This is a genomic window from Streptococcus sanguinis SK1 = NCTC 7863 (genome assembly GCF_000194945.1).
GTDB lineage: Bacteria > Bacillota > Bacilli > Lactobacillales > Streptococcaceae > Streptococcus > Streptococcus sanguinis.
Genome location: NZ_GL878507.1, coordinates 871,410 through 889,460, shown reverse-complemented (window position 1 = coordinate 889,460; position 18,051 = coordinate 871,410). Strand labels below are relative to the sequence as shown.

The window sequence follows — 18,051 nt, the reverse complement described above, 5'->3', positions numbered from 1 at the left end:
TATGGAAGATATTTTTGTAGCTCTGAATTCAATCTTGTCGCATAAAATGCGCTCTATGCTGACCATGTTGGGGATTATCATCGGGATAGGCGCTATTATCGCTATCTTTTCCATCATTGAGGGAAATACGGAAAATACCAAGCGTCAGCTCATTGGCGGGAATAATAACACAATCAAGGTCGTCTATGACAAGAAAAGCGCCATCGATCCGACCATTCCAGAGAAATCTCAAGCTCAGAAGCCTTCTTATATTCCCTTTATGGGAGAGGATGTGTTGAGTAAGATTAAGGAAATCTCTGGAGTCAAGAATGCTATGCTGACCTATGGTACAGATGAGAAGATTTACTATCTGAGCCAAAAGTCATCTGGGAAGATTCAGGCTGTTTCGCAGACAGCTGCTGACATCAAGCAGCAACGTCTGCTGGAAGGTGAAGGATTTGACTCAGAAGCTTTTAAAAATCAAGAGCAAGTGACCTATCTGGAAAAGTCACTTTATGACAGTCTTTTTCCAAAGGGTGATGGTATCGGCAAGTATGTGGAAGTCTTGGGAAATCCCTTTAAGGTTATTGGCGTGTTTGAGTCGACTGAGCAGAGTGGTTTAACAGCTGGTGCGGAAAAGGTGGCCTATATTCCCCTGCAGCAGTGGCATCGGATTTTTGATACCATTAATGTCAGTCCTGAAGTGACTGTCCAAACCCACAAGGCTGATGATTTGAAGAAAGTGGCCAAGAAGGTCAGTGATTATCTCAATCAGCAAATGCCACCGTCAGACTATATGTTTGGTGTGCTCAACCTGCAGGAATTTGAACGGCAGCTGGACAATCTCAACAAGTCTAACTTCGTATTGCTAGCTGGTATTGCCAGCATCTCTCTCCTAGTCGGAGGTATCGGTGTTATGAATATCATGCTGGTTTCAGTGACAGAGCGGACTCGTGAAATCGGGATTAAAAAGGCTCTGGGAGCTCGGCGGAAGATCATTCTCAAGCAGTTCCTGATTGAGGCAGTCATCCTGACCTTGATGGGAGGAATTATTGGCGTGGTGGCTGGTATCGCCTCGGGCTTTGCCATCACCCAGTCTCTAGCCTATCCGTATATTCTATCCCTCTTTTCTGTCTTTGTAAGTTTGCTCTTTTGTTGTATAATAGGAGTAGTATTTGGGCTCCTGCCAGCTGTGAAAGCATCTAAGTTGGATCCGATCGAAGCCCTGCGATTTGAATAGGTAAAGGAGAAAAATCTAAGTATGCACAAGATTCTAGTGGTGGAAGATGATACGACGATTAATCAAGTGATTTGCGAGTTTTTAAAGGAAAGTCAGTATGAGGTAAGGCCAGTCTTTGACGGAGGCGAGGCCTTACAGGCTTTTGAAGAAGAGCCCTTTGATCTAGTCATCTTAGATATGATGCTGCCAACCAAGAGCGGTCTGGAAGTACTGAAGGAAATCCGCAAGACTTCTCAGATTCCGGTCATGATTTTGACAGCTCTGGATGACGAGTATACCCAGCTGGTCAGCTTTAACCATCTCATCAGTGATTATGTAACCAAGCCTTTTTCACCGCTAATCTTGGTCAAACGGATTGAGAATATTCTGCGCAGAAATACTGTTGCTTCAGAGATTGCTGTTGGAGATTTGACGGTTTCTATTGATGACTGCACGGTTTACTGGCAGGGTGAGAAGATGCCTCTGACCAAGAAAGAATATGAAATCTTGCAGACTCTGGCTAAGAGGAAAGGCCATTTGGTGACCCGAGATCAGCTGATGAATACCATTTGGGGCTACAGCGAACTGGATAGTCGGGTACTGGATAATCATATCAAGAATATCCGTAAAAAGATTCCTGGTGTGCCGCTGAAAACCATTACGGGTATGGGCTACCAGCTTGGAGGAGAAGACAAGTGAAAATTGTCAAAAAGAACTTTCTTCTGACTTCCTCTATCATTTTCGTGGTGGTGACTATCGTTCTAGCCAGTCTTTACTTTGCCATGCCGGTGTATTATCAGCAGGTTAAGAGTGGAGAAGCTCAGAGGGAATTTGACCAAGTTTCCAAGCAAGTCAAAGGAAAGTCCAGTCAGGAAATCGGCGAGCTCTTGAGCGATTATAGTAAAAAGAGCAATCTGATTTGGTTTACCTTGCTAGCGAAAGACAATACTATTCTCTATCCCTCACTCGAAGCTGGCGATGAAAGCTCTCTGCAGCTGACTATCGTCCCAACAATTGCCAACAGTGACTATGAGAGCAAGAGTTTATCAGAACGCTTTCGAACTTCAGATGGTAAAGAAGTTGTCCTGAGAGGAGAATATTCCTTACAGCCTGTTTCTGATGCTAGTCGGATTTTGCTCAATCTCTATCCATTTGTCTTGCTGGTATCTCTGAGTTTGGGTGGTCTGGCTGCCTATCTCTACAGCCGGACTTCCAGTCAGCGGATTAAAGCCATCTCTAAAAGCACCCGTCAAATGACGAGTCTGGCTCCAGATGTGACCTGTCAAGTCAAGGGGCGTGATGAGATTGCCGAACTGGCCCAAGACATCAATCATCTCTATGCTAATCTGCTGACCAGTATTGAGGCTCTGCGCCTAGAAAATGAAAAGGTAGCAGAAAGCGAGCGAGAGAAAGCTGAGTTTCTGCGAATGACATCGCATGAGCTCAAGACGCCCATTACCAGCATGATGGGGATGGTTGATGGCATGATTTATGGTGTAGGAGAGTTCAAGGATCGCGACAAGTACTTGCAGAAGTGCCGAGAAATCCTAGAGGAGCAGTCGGAGTTAGTCCAGTCTATCTTAGCCATTTCTAAACTGGAGATGAAGACTGAAACCGAACAGGAAGTCTTTTCACTCAAGCAGGTCTTGGAGGAAAATCTGAGCACCTATCGAGTTTTAGCAGATGTCAGACACTACCATTTTCAGGTTGAGCTGGCAGAAGCGAAGGTCAAGGGTAACCGCACCTATCTGCTCAAGGCTATCAAAAATCTTCTGGACAATGCCTTTCATTATACAGTAGAAGGCGGACAGATTCTACTTAGGCTGGAAGAGCGTAAGCTAGTCATCGAAAATGAAGCAGAACGAGTCTTAAACAAAGACCAAATTCAGCAGATTTTTCAGCCTTTCTATCGGCCAGACTACAGTCGCAATCGCAAGGATGGCGGGACTGGTCTGGGACTCTTTATCGTTCAGCAGATTTTGGACAAGCATGGTCTGCGATATCAGTTTGAAGCTGTTGATGGGCGGAAAATGCGCTTTAGCATTTATCTGCCAACTGTCGAGAAATAACCTTGGATTCTAGCTGGCCTTGCAGGAACCGAAGAGAGAAGTCAGAAGCTGTATTTTGCGAAAAATACAAGTCTTCTGTCTCCTCTCTTTTTTGCTTTTCCCTATAGCTGAGCAAAGAATTTTTCTCTGAAAAATGTTACAATGAAATGACGAGTTAAAGGAGGAGAATATGGAGCACAAAGAAAAAGATTTTAGCCTATCTTGGTTTTTTAAATGGTTTTTAGATAACAAGGCCATTACAGTATTTCTAGTGACCCTTTTGATGGGGCTGAATATTTTTATACTTAGTAAAATCAGTTTTATTTTTAGTCCAGTCATTGAATTTTTGGGAGTGATTATGCTGCCGGTTATTTTAGCTGGCCTGCTTTATTATCTGTTAAATCCCATCGTCGACTGGATGGAAAAGCATAAGATTAATCGACTGGTTGCTATTACCATTGTCTTTGTTTTAATTGCTTTTTTGATTATCTGGGGCTTGGCTGTTGCTATTCCAAGTTTGCAGCATCAGGTCATGGCCTTTGTCAGAAATGTTCCAGCTTATCTGAAGCAGGCTGACAAGTTCATCGATGATGTCGTGACTAAGTATATTTCGGCAGATTTTAAGCCGCAGATTGAAGAATACACTAGCAATCTATCTAGCCAGATTACCGATTGGGCCAGCAATTTTTCATCTAGAGCAGTTAATTGGGCGGGGAACTTAATCAGTACAACTTCGCAGATTATCGTGGCTATTATCATCATGCCCTTTATCCTTTTTTACCTGCTGAGAGACGGAAAAAATCTGAAAGGCTATGTGACCCAGTTTCTGCCGACTAAATTCCGCGAATCCTTTGGTCAAGTGATGACGGATATCAACAGCCAGCTGGCCAACTATGTGCGCGGTCAGGTGACGGTCGCTATCATTGTAGCTCTGATGTTTATCGTTTTCTTCAAGATTATTGGTCTGCGCTATGGTGTCACTCTTGGAGTAATTGCAGGAGTTCTCAATCTGGTACCTTATTTGGGCAGCTTTTTAGCTATGCTTCCGGCTCTGGCAATCGGTTTGATTGCTGGCGGTCCAGTGATGCTGGCTAAAGTCATTGTCGTTTTCATCGTTGAGCAGACAATCGAGGGGCGTTTTGTTTCTCCTTTGGTCTTGGGCAGTCAGCTCAGTATTCATCCAATTACGATTTTATTCGTATTATTAACTTCTGGTACCATGTTTGGCATTTGGGGCGTTTTCCTGGGAATTCCCGCCTATGCTTCAGCCAAGGTAGCTATTGCAGCCATCTTTAAGTGGTATCAGAAAGTAAGTGGCCTCTATGAAGCCGATTTTGAACAAGAAGGAGAAATTAGTGAGCAAGAGTGAGCAAATGTTGGCAGCTTTACAGGAGCAGGACCTAGCTCTGGCTGATCGCTATTTCGAGCAAGCCCTGACTACAGACAGCGAAGAAGAATTATTGGACTTGGCCGATTACTTAGAGAGTATCGGCTTTTTCCCTCAGGCCAAGCGTATTTTTGAAAAGTTGGCTCCTGACTATCCAGCTTCTTATATCAGTCTGGCAGCTATTGCCAGTGATGATGGGGACTTGGAGCAGGCATTTGCCTATCTGGAGGAGATTCAGCCAGGCAGTGACTGGTATGTTGCTGCTCTCTTGGCTAAGGCTGATCTCTATCAGCTAGAGGGGCTGCCTGATGTAGCTCGTGAGAAACTGGCTCAGGCAGCAGCGCTGACTGATGAGCCCTTGGTAACTTTTGGTCTGGCTGAGATAGATTTGGAGCTGGGGGATTTTTCCCAGGCGATTAAGGAATACGCCCAGCTAGATAATCGTACAATCTTTGAGCAGACAGGCGTCTCAACTTATCAGCGGATTGGGGTCTGCTATGCCAGTCTTGGAAAATTTGCAGCGGCCATTGAGTTTTTGGAGAAAGCTGTTGATCTGGAATACGACGATGCTGCGGTTTATGAGCTGGCAACTATATTAGCGGACCAGGAAGAATACCAAAAGGCCAATCTTTATTTCAAGCAATTGGATACTCTGTCACCGGATTTTGAAGGCTACGAATATGGCTATGCCCTATCTCTTCATGCGGATCATCGGACGGCTGAAGCCCTGACCCTTGCCCAGCAGGGCTTGGCTAAGAATCCTTTTGAGACTCGGCTCTTGCTTTTAGCCTCACAGCTTTCTTATGAACTTCATGATGAGAAAGCGGCTGAACATTATCTCTTGCAGGCTCAGGAAGATGCGGATGATTTGGAAGAGATTACCTTGCGACTGACTACTCTTTACTTGGAGCAGGAGCGCTATGAGGATATTTTAGAATTTGCAGAGCAAGAAGTCGATAATGCCTTGACCCGCTGGAATCTGGCGCGTGCTTATCAGGCCTTGGAAAATCTGGAAAAAGCTGAGGAACTCTATAATCAACTGGCTCGTGAATTGCAAGATAATCCAGAGTTTCTGGAGCAGTATGTCTATCTTTTGCGAGAGCTAGGCCGATTTGAAGAAGCTAAAAGGGCTGCTGCTTCTTACCTGAGATTGGTACCTGATGATGGGAGTATGCAGGAGCTTTATGAAAGCTTATAAAAGCTCAAGAAGCACTTGCTCAGCCCTTTCCCACAATTTATGGTATAATGATTGGCGGTAGAAATTCAGTAAGCACATGTAATAAAGATGATAAAAACTTAGCTGGATGGGCAATAATATTTTTAGGAAGAGAAAGATTAAGGAAAAAGAATGGCAGAACCAATCAAATTATTTCAATATAATACTTTGGGAGCCTTGATGGCTGGTCTTTACGATGGCAGTATGACTGTTGGAGAGCTGCTGCAGTATGGAGATTTGGGCTTGGGAACGCTGGACTCTATTGATGGTGAGCTCATTGTTCTCAATGGTAAGGCTTATCAGGCAAAGGGATCTGGAGAAGTGCCAGAAGTGGTTGAGGTGTCACCAGATATGACAGTGCCTTACGCGGCAGTGGTTCCCCATCAGGCGGAGGTCATTTTCCGTCAGCGCTTTGAGATGAACGATAAGGAACTGGAAAAGCGGATTGAGTCTTACTATGATGGGGAAAATCTTTTCCGCTCTATCAAGATTCATGGCGATTTCGCCCATATGCATGTTCGGATGATTCCCAAGTCTACGACGGAGCGGAAGTTTGCAGAAGTAGCAGTCAACCAGCCTGAGTATCGTAAGGAAAATGTCACGGGCACCATCGTTGGTATCTGGACACCTGAGATTTTTCACGGAGTCAGTCTGGCAGGCTATCATCTGCATTTTGTATCAGACGATCTGACTTTTGGCGGACATGTTATGGATTTTGTTATCAAAGAAGGTGTCGTCGAGTTGGGTGCTGTAGACCAGCTGGATCAGCGTTTCCCAGTACAAGATCGTAAGTATCTCTTTGCTAAGTTTAATATGGATGAGATGAAAGAAGATATGGAAAAGTCGGAATAAATAGTAGGGGTGAGCATTGTTTGCTTCCCTCTTTTTTGATATAATTGGAAAAAATAAAGGAGAAAAGAAGCTATGATTTATTTGGTAAACGCCAGCCCGAATAGGAATGGTAATAGTTTTAAGTTGGGGCACTTTTTTCTGCGGGATAGAGATTATGAGGCTCTTCAATTAGTGGACTACCACATTGAGCAATATGGCCAGTCAGCAGAAAACGACCAGTTCTTTCAAGTCTATGAGCAACTGAGTCAGGCTGATGTACTGGTCTTTACCAGTCCTATTTATTGGTGGTCTTTTTCGGGTCTGCTAAAAACCCTGTTGGACCGATTGGCTGATGTGCATGAGCCTCAGGAAGTACTCAAGGGCAAAAGGGTGTTTTTCCTCCTGCAAGGTTCTCAGCCCAGCAAAGAAATTGAAATGCTGGACTACGTGATGAGCCGCTTTTGCCAGAACTGCGGACTCGAATATGAGGGGCTGGCAGTAACCAATCATGAGCTAAAAGAAATTGATGGTTGGGAATTAGCAGCCCTACAGGAAAAATTAGATAAGGTTTTATCAGAAGGTTAAAAGTGAGAAGATTCGTTTGCGAGTCTTCTTTTTTTACTATAAAAATGGAGTCTTTTTTTTATGTGTCTATTTTTGGACACTATGCCCCTCAACTACAGTCATATCCATGGCTAACTATATATAAATGTTGTATAATACCAATTGCTATTAAATATTAATATAGGAGATTCTATGGGAAAAGAATTATTTAACCCCCATTTAAATAAGTTTTCAATTCGAAAATTAAATGTCGGAGTTTGCTCGGTATTATTATCTACCGTTTTCCTTTTAGGTACTGCGGCTACGGTCAATGCAGATGAAACTGCCAGCGGATCTGTAGATGAAAATATCTCACTGCCAGAAAAGCCGACGGACTCTGCTGTGAGTCAGCCAGTCAGTCAGCCTGCTCTTGAGAATACAGCAACATCTGCTGTTCCTGAAACAGCTAACTCAGAAGCAAGTGCTGATCAAAATCAGCTGGTAAGCCCAGCTGCTGCCCCAGAGCAAGCGACACCTGAAAAGGCGCAAGAAGCTAATCAAACAGCTGAGACCTCTAATGAAGCCAGACCAGCTGAAGCTAGTCGGACGCGCTCTTATTCAGTGCAATATACGCCAAAACCAAGTTCTGCGGCTATGCCAAGGTCTGATCGTAACGGCCAGCCAATGGAGACAGGAACATCATTCCGTACTACAAGTCCTGCTGGTCAAGCTAGCTCTGCTATACAAGATGCAACACCTAATCCTACAGTTTCTAAACCAACACTGGAAGAATCAGTAAGAAAACGCTCTGATGAGTTGATGAAGCAAGTGAACTGGCTAGATTTTGGTGATACTAAATCACTGAGAAATCTAGATAAAGATGGCTCCTTTAAAGTTGGAACAGTATATGAGAAGGAAATTTCGCCGGGCTATGTGGTCAAACTGACTGTGACGGAATTGAAACCTTTCTATGCGACAGAGATCTATCGTGATCGAGTAAAGGGGACTGAGTACGAAAGCAGTTATGATCCCAATGCAAAAAATACTTGGCTTCAATATACCAATAGCAATAATTATGCTTATCAGTATTGGTATGGTGATGATTACCGCCCTAAAATTACTGGTGCTGCTCAAAATCAATGGTCTGCTATTAAGTCAGAAGGAATTGATACTAAAGGCCGTAAGACCCAACTGCAGGTTCCTAAAGATGAAGCCAACTACGGTGTGAAGTTCAAAGTTGAAGCTAGATATCGTGGGAAGCCTGTTAAAGCAACCGTTGTCATGGCTGATGGAGAAGAGGCAAACCCTGGCGAGTATGCTATCTTTACAACCAATGGTAAGGGTTGGGAACATTTGGCCGAGTGGAAGCGTACAGTTACAGACGCAAATGGTGTGACTACTGAGATTACAGAAACCTATAAGCCAATGAAGCCTACTACAGAAGGCCAATTTATTGGAAATGACGGTACTGGGGTTCATTGGCAGGCCTATGTCAGTCCGGACCAAAAGACAGGCGGATTGGGAAGTCAAGTATTCGGACCGAACATTTCTAGAAACAATACAATTCCGCTTGTCATGACACGTGGTGCATCAGAGGTTGGTATTTATATAGCTTCTTCTGGTCAGCAGGCTGCGATGATTGGTTTCATGGCAGTGGATGAAGGCGATGCACCGGATTCTTATGGAAAAGCTATCCATGCTATTTCAAGATACAATGCTGAAACTGGCGGTCAAAATCCACAGCCATTCTTGGGCCGTGTTCAGGCTGATATTGATACCTCGTCTGGCAACAACTGGAAACATGACGATCAGAATGATTTAGCCGATGAAGGTATTAATCAGCTCTTGTCTGATGATTTAGTCGGGAAAACTAATGGTCTTTTTCCAGTAAACCGTCTGCACGACGGAGATTATTCTCTCCGCATCCATGCTTCAGCTAACGGATACGAAAAAGCCTATGTCCGTGCCTGGATTGACTTCAATAATAATGGTGTCTTTGACGAAGACGAAGCCAGTGAATTTACCGAAGTAACAACTGCGGGAGACTATACTGTCAACTTTAAGAAGAATCCAGCTATGACCAATCCTGAACTTAGCAAGTTGGGAATGCGTGTTCGTATCGCCTTGAACAAGGGAGATATTGAAAAGCCTACCGGAACTGCATTTAGTGGTGAGGTGGAAGACCTAGAAGTTGAACTGACCTATCCACCAAAAGGTGAGAAGAAGGAAAGTACTGGAATCCGTGATCAGAGACAGACAGCCACTCTTCATTTTACTCCGCAGGGGATTGCTCAAAATACTGAAAATAAGAAAGTAGCGATTGATACTACTAAAGCTCCGATTGTATTGGATGCGAGAGGAAATGCCCTGACAGCTGATGCAGAAGGCTGGTATAACACTGCTGAAGGCCGTTATAAAGTAACAGCAAACGGTGCTGATGTAGATGTGGTATATGAGCCTAAGGCGGGCTTTGTCGGTACTGCTCAGGGGATTAACATTCGTCGTTTTGATACTAATGGCGCAAGTACGGATTGGATTGCCAAGAATCAGGCTGAAGCAGTCATCAATGACCAGCTCAACACCATGGATGGACGCTATGTACCAACTGTGCTCAATGTTCCTAAGTATGAAACAAAAGATGCTCAAGGACTAACGCAAGAAAAGACGCCTGTCTTTAATGATGGTGATGCTGGCAAAACTCCGGCAAATCCGACTGCAGCAAATCCAGTAAAATTTGTGAAAGCGGATGGAACGACTACAGATGATACTAGAGTTCCAGCTTTATCAAATGGTCGGGAAGTCGGTCGTTTTGAAGTCCAACCTGCAACAGGTAAGATTACTTTCAAACCAAACAAAAACTTTGTTGGGACTGTAGACCCTATTTCCGTTCAGCTGACTGATGGCAAAGGTATTCCGCACCAAGCTGTTTATCAGCCAAAGGTGACTCCTGTTAGACCATCTGCTCAAGGTGCCAGCAGCGAGGGCATTCAAGGTGCAGTTCAGACAGGGCAATTGACCTTCAATCCAGGCAATAATCGTGTGCCTATTGATAGCAAGAAGTTTCCAACATTTGATAATGGCAGCCAGACTAAAACAGTTGCTGGTGTTGGTACCTATCAGGTGGATAATCAAGGCTTAGTTACCTTCACTCCACTACCGACTTATACTGGACGGCCAGCGGCAGAGATTATCAAGCGAGTAGATGTCAATGGAACAGAAGTAACAGCTACCTATCAGGCTGATGTGAAAGCAGCAGCACCAAGTGCAACGAATACTGAAACAAGTGGTGTACAAGGTCAAGTTCAGCGAGGAAAAGTCAGCTTCACAGAAGGTTCTGCGCAAGTCAACGGTCAAAAACAAACGGTGGCCTTTCCAGCTGGCTCAACTCCGCTCTTCGACAATGGTTCGACTGTTAAAGAAGTGCCTACTGTTGGTAAGTTTGAAGTGGATGAGGATGGAAATGTAACCTTTACTCCAGAGAAACAATTTAAAGGCCTTACGCCAGACATCAGGATTACTCGTACAGATAGGAATGGTAGCACAGCTACAGCTATCTACAAGGCGACAGTCACTGCTGTTACTCCAACTGGAACAAACATTACAAGTACTGGTAAACAAGGCCGTCCACAGACAGGTAAGCCAACCTTTTTCAGTGGCAACCCAGATGTACCACTGGATAATGATACTCCAGCGACTTTCGACGATGGAAGTAAGCGCAAGGTGGTTCCAAATGTCGGAATCTTTGAAGTGGCACCAGATGGATCTGTCACTTTCACACCAGACAAGCAATTTGTTGGCACACCAGATCCAGTTGTTGTTAAGCGAGTGGACAAAAATGGCACTCCTGTGACAGCTAAATATACGCCTACTGTTGAGAAAGTAACCCCAAGAGCAATAGGCGCTCAGACGAAAGGCCCTCAAGGTCAAGTTCAGAAAGGCAAGGTTACTTTTGAAGCAGGAAGTCCGCAAGTAGGCTTCCCAACCGACAGCACACCGGTCTTTGATACCGGCACGAATGTCAAAGAAATTGCCAAAGTCGGTAAGTTCGAAGTGGATGGAGAGGGTAATATCACCTTTACTCCAGTCAAAACGTTTGTCGGTAAGACACCAGAAGTTGAACTCAGCCGCGCAGATGTCAATGGCACAGTAGTCAAGGCCAAATATCGGGCGACTGTGACCGCTGTGACTCCGACGGGAACTGGAGATCAGACAGAAGGTCCGCAAGGACAAGTTCAAAAGGGCCGTGTAACTTTTAAAGCTGGCGATCCAAAAGTCGGATTCCCAGCCAACAGCACGCCAGTCTTTGACACAGGGACGAACGTAAAAGAAATTGCCAAAGTCGGTAAGTTTGAAGTAGATGCGGAGGGCAATGTCACCTTCACGCCAGACAAACAGTTCAAGGGTGAAACACCAGAAATTAGCATTTCTCGCAAAGATGCAAATGGTATTGCAGCGAAAGTCACTTATATCGCGACGGTTACATCAGTAACCCCAACGGGCACTAATGTAACTAGCACAGGTCCTCAAGGTCTTCCGCAAACAGGTACTCCAACTTTCCAAGGTGGTGATCCGCTAGTTCCGATTGATGAAGCAGTCACGCCAACCTTTGAAGATGGAAGCAAGGAAAAGACTATTTCAGGTCAGGGAACTTACACCATTGCACCAGATGGCACAGTGACCTTCACACCAGAGAAGCAGTTTGTAGGAAAGCCAGATTCAATTACTGTAAAACGTGTTGATAAGAACGGCACACCGGTTACTGCAACTTACAGCCCAGAATTCACCAGAGTTACTCCAACTGGTACTAATGTGACTAGCACTGGCCCACAAGGTCTTCCGCAAACTGGTACCCCAACTTTCCAAGGTGGTGATCCACTGGTTCCAATTGATGAAACCGCTGAGCCAACCTTCGAAGATGGCAGTAAGAAAAAGGCTATTCCAGGTCAGGGAACTTACACCATTGCACCAGATGGCACAGTTACCTTCACACCAGAGAAGCAGTTTGTAGGAAAGCCAGATTCAGTGACAGTGAAACGTGTTGATAAGAATGGTACACCAGTCACTGCGACTTACAGTCCTGAGTTTACTAAAGTCACTCCAACTGGTACTGGAGATAAGACAGAAGGATTGCAAGGTCAGGTTCAAGAAGGCCATGTTACCTTCACACCTGGTCATGCCTCAGTTCCATTCCCAGCTGAAACAACTCCGCTCTTTGACAATGGTTTGACTGTTAAAGAGATTCCAACCGTTGGTAAATTTGAAGTGGATGCGAATGGCAAGGTGACTTTCACGCCAGACAAGCAGTTTAAGGGAATCACTCCTGAGCTGACATTGGTTCGAGCAGATGTGAATGGCACTCCTGTTACCGTCAAATACCAAGCAGTGGTGAAAGAAGTGGTTCCAACGGGAACAAATATCACCAGCACTGGTGAGCAAGGCCGTCCACAAACAGGCAAGCCAAACTTCGTGAGCGGCACTCCGGGAGTTCCACTGGATAATGATACTCCGGCTACTTTCGATGACGGAAGCAAGCGCAAGGTTGTTCCAAATGTCGGTATCTTTGAAGTGGCACCAGACGGTTCTGTCACCTTTACCCCAGATAAGCAATTTGTTGGCACACCAGATCCGGTTATTGTTAAGCGAGTGGACAAAAATGGCACTCCTGTGACAGCCAAGTATACGCCAACTGTTGAGAAAGTGACTCCAAGAGCGACAGGTGCTCAGACGGAGGGGCTTCAAGGCCAAGTTCAAAAAGGCAAGGTTACTTTTGAAGCAGGAAGTCCGCAAGTCGGCTTCCCAACCGACAGCACACCGGTCTTTGATACTGGTACTACTGTAAAAGAAATTGCCAAAGTCGGTAAGTTCGAGGTTGATACAGAGGGGAATGTTACTTTCACACCAGTCAAAACGTTTGTCGGTAAGACACCAGAAGTTGAACTCAGCCGTACAGATGTCAACGGTACAGCAGCCAAGGCCAACTACCAAGCGACTGTGACCGCTGTGACTCCGACCGGTACTGGTGATAAGACAGAAGGATTACAAGGTCAGGTTCAAAAAGGTCATGTCACCTTCACGCCAGGCCATGAATTAGTTCCATTCCCAGCAGGCTCGACTCCGCTTTTTGGTAACGGAAAAAATATTAAAGAAGTACCAAATATCGGTAAGTTCGAAGTGGATGCAGATGGCATTGTGACCTTCACTCCAGACAAACAGTTCAAGGGTAAAACACCAGAATTAGGAATTATTCGTGTGGATGTCAACGGCACTCCTGTTACAGTTAAGTACCAAGCGGTAGTGAAAGAAGTAACTCCGACAAGTACTACCGTTACCAGCACCGGTCCTCAAGGTGTTCCACAAACAGGAACTCCAATCTTCAAAGCTGCGGACCCACTAGTTCCAATCGATGAGACTGTTGAGCCAACCTTTGCAGATGGAAGCAAGAAGAAGACCATTCCAGGTCAGGGAACCTACACCATTGCACCAGATGGCACAGTGACCTTCACACCAGAGAAGCAGTTTGTAGGTAAACCGGACCCAATCACAGTGAAGCGAGTGGACAAGAACGGCACTCCAGTGACGGCAACTTACAGTCCAGAGTTTACTAAAGTAACTCCAACAGGTACCAATGCAACCAGCACCGGTCCACAAGGCCGTCCACAAACTGGTACCCCAACCTTTGAGGGTGGAGATCCACTGGTTCCAATCGATGAAACAGTTGAGCCAAGCTTCGACGATGGAAACAAAGAGAAAAATATTCCAGGCCAAGGAACTTACACCATTACTCCAGATGGCGTAGTGACCTTCACACCGGACAAGCAGTTTGTAGGAAAACCAGATCCAATCACTGTGAAACGTGTTGATAAGAACGGCACTCCAGTCACTGCAACATATAGCCCAGAGTATACTAAGGTAACTCCAACTGGTACTGGCACTAAGACAGAAGGCTTGCAAGGCCAAGTTCAAGAAGGCAAAGTCACCTTCACTCCAGGCCATGATTCTGTTCCATTCCCAGCAGGTTCAACTCCGTTATTTGACAATGGTTCCACAGTTAAAGAAGTGCCAAATGTTGGTAAGTTCGAAGTGGATGCGGATGGCAAGGTGACTTTCACTCCAGACAAGCAATTCAAGGGTGAAACGCCAGAACTTGAATTGACTCGTGTAGATGCCAACGGCACCCCTGTTACAGTTAAGTACCAAGCGGTAGTGAAAGAGGTAACTCCAACAGGCACCACCTCAACCAGCACTGGCCCACAAGGCCGTCCACAAACGGGTAAACCAAACTTTGTTGGTGGCGACCCGAATGTACCACTGGATAATGATACTCCAGCGACTTTCGATGATGGAAGCAAACGCAAGGAAGTTCCAAATGTCGGAATCTTCGAAGTAACACCAGATGGATCTGTCACTTTCACACCTGACAAGCAATTTGTTGGCACACCAGACCCAGTTGTTGTTAAGCGGGTAGATAAGAATGGTACACCAGTGACGGCTAAGTACACACCAACTGTTGAGAAAGTGACTCCAAGAGCCACAGGTGCTCAGACAGAGGGGCTTCAAGGCCAAGTTCAAAAAGGTAAGATTACTTTTGAAGCAGGAAATCCGCAAGTCGGCTTCCCAGAAAACAGTACGCCAGTCTTTGACACTGGCACGAATGTCAAAGAAATTGCCAAAGTCGGTAAGTTCGAAGTAGACGGAGAGGGTAATGTCACCTTTACTCCAGTTAAAACGTTTGTCGGTAAGACACCAGAAATCGAACTCAGCCGTGCCGATGCCAATGGTACAGTAGCTAAGGCTAACTATCAAGCGACTGTGACTGCTGTAACTCCGACAGGAACCGGTACTAAGACAGAAGGCTTGCAAGGTCAAATTCAAGAAGGACAAGTCACCTTCACACCTGGCCATGACTCTGTTCCATTCCCAGCTGGTTCAACTCCATTATTCGATAATGGTACCGCAGTTAAAGAAGTACCAAATGTCGGTAAGTTTGAAGTGGACGCAGATGGTAAGGTAACTTTCACTCCAGACAAACAATTCAAGGGTGAAACACCTGAACTCGAATTGACTCGTGTGGATGCCAATGGAACATCAGTAACCGTCAAGTACCAAGCGGTAGTGAAAGAGGTAACTCCAATAGGTACCACCTCAACCAGCACTGGCCCACAAGGCCGTCCACAAACTGGTAAACCAAACTTTGTTGGTGGCGACCCGAATGTACCACTGGATAATGATACTCCAGCGACTTTCGATGATGGGAGCAAACGCAAGGAAGTTCCAAATGTCGGAATCTTCGAAGTAACACCAGATGGATCTGTCACTTTCACACCGGACAAGCAATTTGTTGGAACACCAGATCCAGTTGTTGTTAAGCGAGTAGATAAGAATGGTACCCCAGTGACGGCTAAGTACACGCCTACTGTTGAGAAAGTGACCCCAATAGGAACTACCGCAACTAGCACTGGCCCACAAGGCCTTCCTCAAACTGGCACCCCAACCTTTGCAGGTGGTGATCCATTGGTTCCGATTGACGAAACAGTTGAGCCAAGCTTCGACGATGGTAGCAAGGAAAAGACTATTTCAGGTCAGGGAACTTACACCATTACTCCAGATGGCTCAGTGACCTTTACTCCAGACAAGCAGTTTGTAGGCAGACCAGATCCAATCACTGTGAAACGTGTGGATAAGAATGGTACTCCAGTAACTGCGACTTACAGTCCAGAGTTTACCAAGGTGACTCCAACAGGTACCGGCACTAAAACAGAAGGCTTGCAAGGCCAAGTTCAAGAAGGCAAAGTTACCTTCACTCCAGGCCATGATTCTGTTCCATTCCCAGCAGGTTCGACTCCGTTATTTGACAATGGTTCCACAGTTAAAGAAGTACCAAATATTGGAAAGTTTGAAGTGGACGAAGACGGCAAGGTTACTTTCACTCCAGACAAACAATTCAAGGGTGAAACGCCAGAACTTGAATTGACTCGCACTGATGTCAATGGTACCTCTGTTACAGTTAAGTACCAAGCGGTAGTCAAAGAGGTAACTCCAACAGGCACCACCGCAACGAGCACTGGCCCACAAGGTCTTCCGCAAACCGGCACTCCAACTTTCAAAGGTGCAGACCCACTAGTTCCGATCGATGAGACAGTTGAGCCAACCTTTGCAGATGGAAGCAAGAAGAAGACCATTCCAGGTCAAGGAACGTATACCATCACTCCGGATGGAGCAGTGACCTTCACGCCAGACAAGCAGTTTGTAGGCAAACCAGATCCAGTCACAGTAAAACGAGTGGATAAGAACGGCACACCAGTGACAGCGACCTACAGTCCAGAGTTTACCAAGGTAACTCCAACAGGCACCGGTACTAAGACAGAAGGTTTGCAAGGTCAGGTTCAAAAAGGTCAAGTGACTTTCACGCCAGGACATAAATTAGTTCCATTCCCCGCTGGTTCGACTCCACTTTTTGGTAACGGAAAGAATATTAAAGAAGTACCAAATGTTGGTAAGTTCGAAGTGGATGCCGATAACAAGGTGACTTTCACTCCAATAAAACAATTCAAGGGTGAAACATCAGAATTGGGATTGATTCGTTTAGACGCTAACGGAACTCCTGTTATTGTCAAATATCAAGCGATAGTGAAAGCAGTAGTCCCAACTGGTAAAAATGCGACCTCTACAAATATCAAAGGCCATGTTCAGACTGGCAAACCTATCTTCGAAGCAGGGGATCCACTGGTGCCAATTGATGAGTCAGTCGAGCCAGCCTTCGAAGACGGAAGCAAGGAAAAGACTATTCCAGGTGAGGGAACCTATACTATCGCACCAGACGGTACAGTCACCTTCGCTCCAGATGCTGATTTCCTTGGTCAGGGAAGCGGTGTGACCCTTGTCCGTCGTGATAAGAATGGCACCTCAGTGACAGCTCGCTATATTCCGACCGTAGTTGAACCATCAACTAGCAAGGACAGTGTATCCAGTGGCCGCAAGGGCCAAGCTCAAACGGGCACGCCAACTTTTGAAGGGGCGATTGACCAGGCAGTGGCACCGACCTTTGCGGACGGCAGCACCGAAATGGTTGTCCCAGGTGAAGGAACTTATCGTTTCAATATGCTGGGGGCAGTGACCTTTGTGCCGGAAGCAGACTTTGTCGGAACTGCTCGCGGAGTTGTCGTGAAACGTTCAGATATTTATGGCAATGCCGTGACGGCAACCTATACCCCAACTGTTTTGGGAAGCACTGCTACAGAAGATACCAGCAGCACAGGTCTAAAAGGACAGCCGCAGACTGGGAAACCAATCTTTGAAGGCGACGTGGATCCAACTGTTCCGCCAACTTTCGAGGATGGAAGTACTGAAAAGGTTGTTCCAGGCCAAGGTACCTACACGATTGCGCCAGATGGCACTGTAACCTTTGTACCAGAAACGGGCTTTGTCGGTCAAGCTGACGGTGTGACAGTGATTCGCAAAGATCGTAATGGTCAGACGATTTCAGCGGTTTACGTTCCAACTGTGACAGAAAACCCTGTTCAGCCAGAGCGGACGATTACACCTGCACCGCCATCACTTTCTAAGAGTGCGGGTGCAAAATCCCTTCCTAAGACTGGTACAGAAGAAACCTCATACTTAGCAGCAAGCTTGCTTGCGGGAGTATCAGGTTTGGGACTGTTTGGCTTAGAGAAGAGGAGGAAAAAGTCTGAAGACTAAGAGGTGAGAACTTAGCTTCCAACCGCTAAATCAAAATAGGAAAGATTCGTTTATGGATCTTTCCTATTTTTTGTTGAAAATAGACTGTTTTTAATAAAGTGTCCAATTATAATCTTAGTTTCTTACAATTATA

Annotated in this window: 8 protein-coding genes; all 8 read left to right on the top strand. The window is 45.6% G+C overall.

Annotation, left to right across the window (positions count from 1 at the left end; translation table 11 throughout):
• Window position 1: 1 nt before the first annotated feature.
• The 8 genes from HMPREF9378_RS06640 to HMPREF9378_RS06675 all read left to right on the top strand — a co-directional run bounded on the left by HMPREF9378_RS06640 (window position 2) and on the right by HMPREF9378_RS06675 (window position 17,918).
• Window positions 2-1,219 carry an ABC transporter permease gene (locus HMPREF9378_RS06640; RefSeq protein WP_002900620.1) on the top strand — a complete coding sequence of 406 codons (1,218 nt, stop codon included), beginning with the start codon at window positions 2-4 and terminating at the stop codon, window positions 1,217-1,219.
• A gap of 21 nt (window positions 1,220-1,240) precedes the next feature.
• Complete coding sequence (locus HMPREF9378_RS06645) at window positions 1,241-1,897, top strand: response regulator transcription factor (RefSeq protein ID WP_002900619.1); 657 nt, start codon at window positions 1,241-1,243, stop codon at window positions 1,895-1,897.
• On the top strand, window positions 1,894-3,267 hold the full coding sequence (locus HMPREF9378_RS06650; RefSeq protein WP_002900618.1) for a sensor histidine kinase: 1,374 nt from the start codon (window positions 1,894-1,896) through the stop codon (window positions 3,265-3,267). The genes HMPREF9378_RS06645 and HMPREF9378_RS06650 overlap by 4 nt, the downstream gene beginning before the upstream one ends.
• A gap of 169 nt (window positions 3,268-3,436) precedes the next feature.
• Window positions 3,437-4,615, top strand: a complete 1,179-nt coding sequence (locus tag HMPREF9378_RS06655; protein WP_002895838.1) for an AI-2E family transporter — start codon at window positions 3,437-3,439, stop codon at window positions 4,613-4,615.
• Complete coding sequence (locus tag HMPREF9378_RS06660) at window positions 4,602-5,831, top strand: tetratricopeptide repeat protein (RefSeq protein WP_080555431.1); 1,230 nt, start codon at window positions 4,602-4,604, stop codon at window positions 5,829-5,831. Before HMPREF9378_RS06655 ends, HMPREF9378_RS06660 begins: the two co-directional genes overlap by 14 nt.
• Before the next feature lie 150 nt (window positions 5,832-5,981).
• Window positions 5,982-6,701: an acetolactate decarboxylase gene (gene budA / locus HMPREF9378_RS06665; protein ID WP_002900616.1), complete on the top strand. Its 720-nt coding sequence runs from the start codon at window positions 5,982-5,984 to the stop codon at window positions 6,699-6,701.
• 72 nt (window positions 6,702-6,773) lie between these two features.
• Window positions 6,774-7,265, top strand: a complete 492-nt coding sequence (locus HMPREF9378_RS06670; protein ID WP_002900615.1) for a flavodoxin family protein — start codon at window positions 6,774-6,776, stop codon at window positions 7,263-7,265.
• Window positions 7,266-7,436: 171 nt separating this feature from the next.
• Entirely contained in the window at window positions 7,437-17,918 is a 10,482-nt protein-coding gene (locus HMPREF9378_RS06675; RefSeq protein WP_002913687.1) for a CshA/CshB family fibrillar adhesin-related protein, read from the top strand.
• Window positions 17,919-18,051 lie beyond the last annotated feature (133 nt).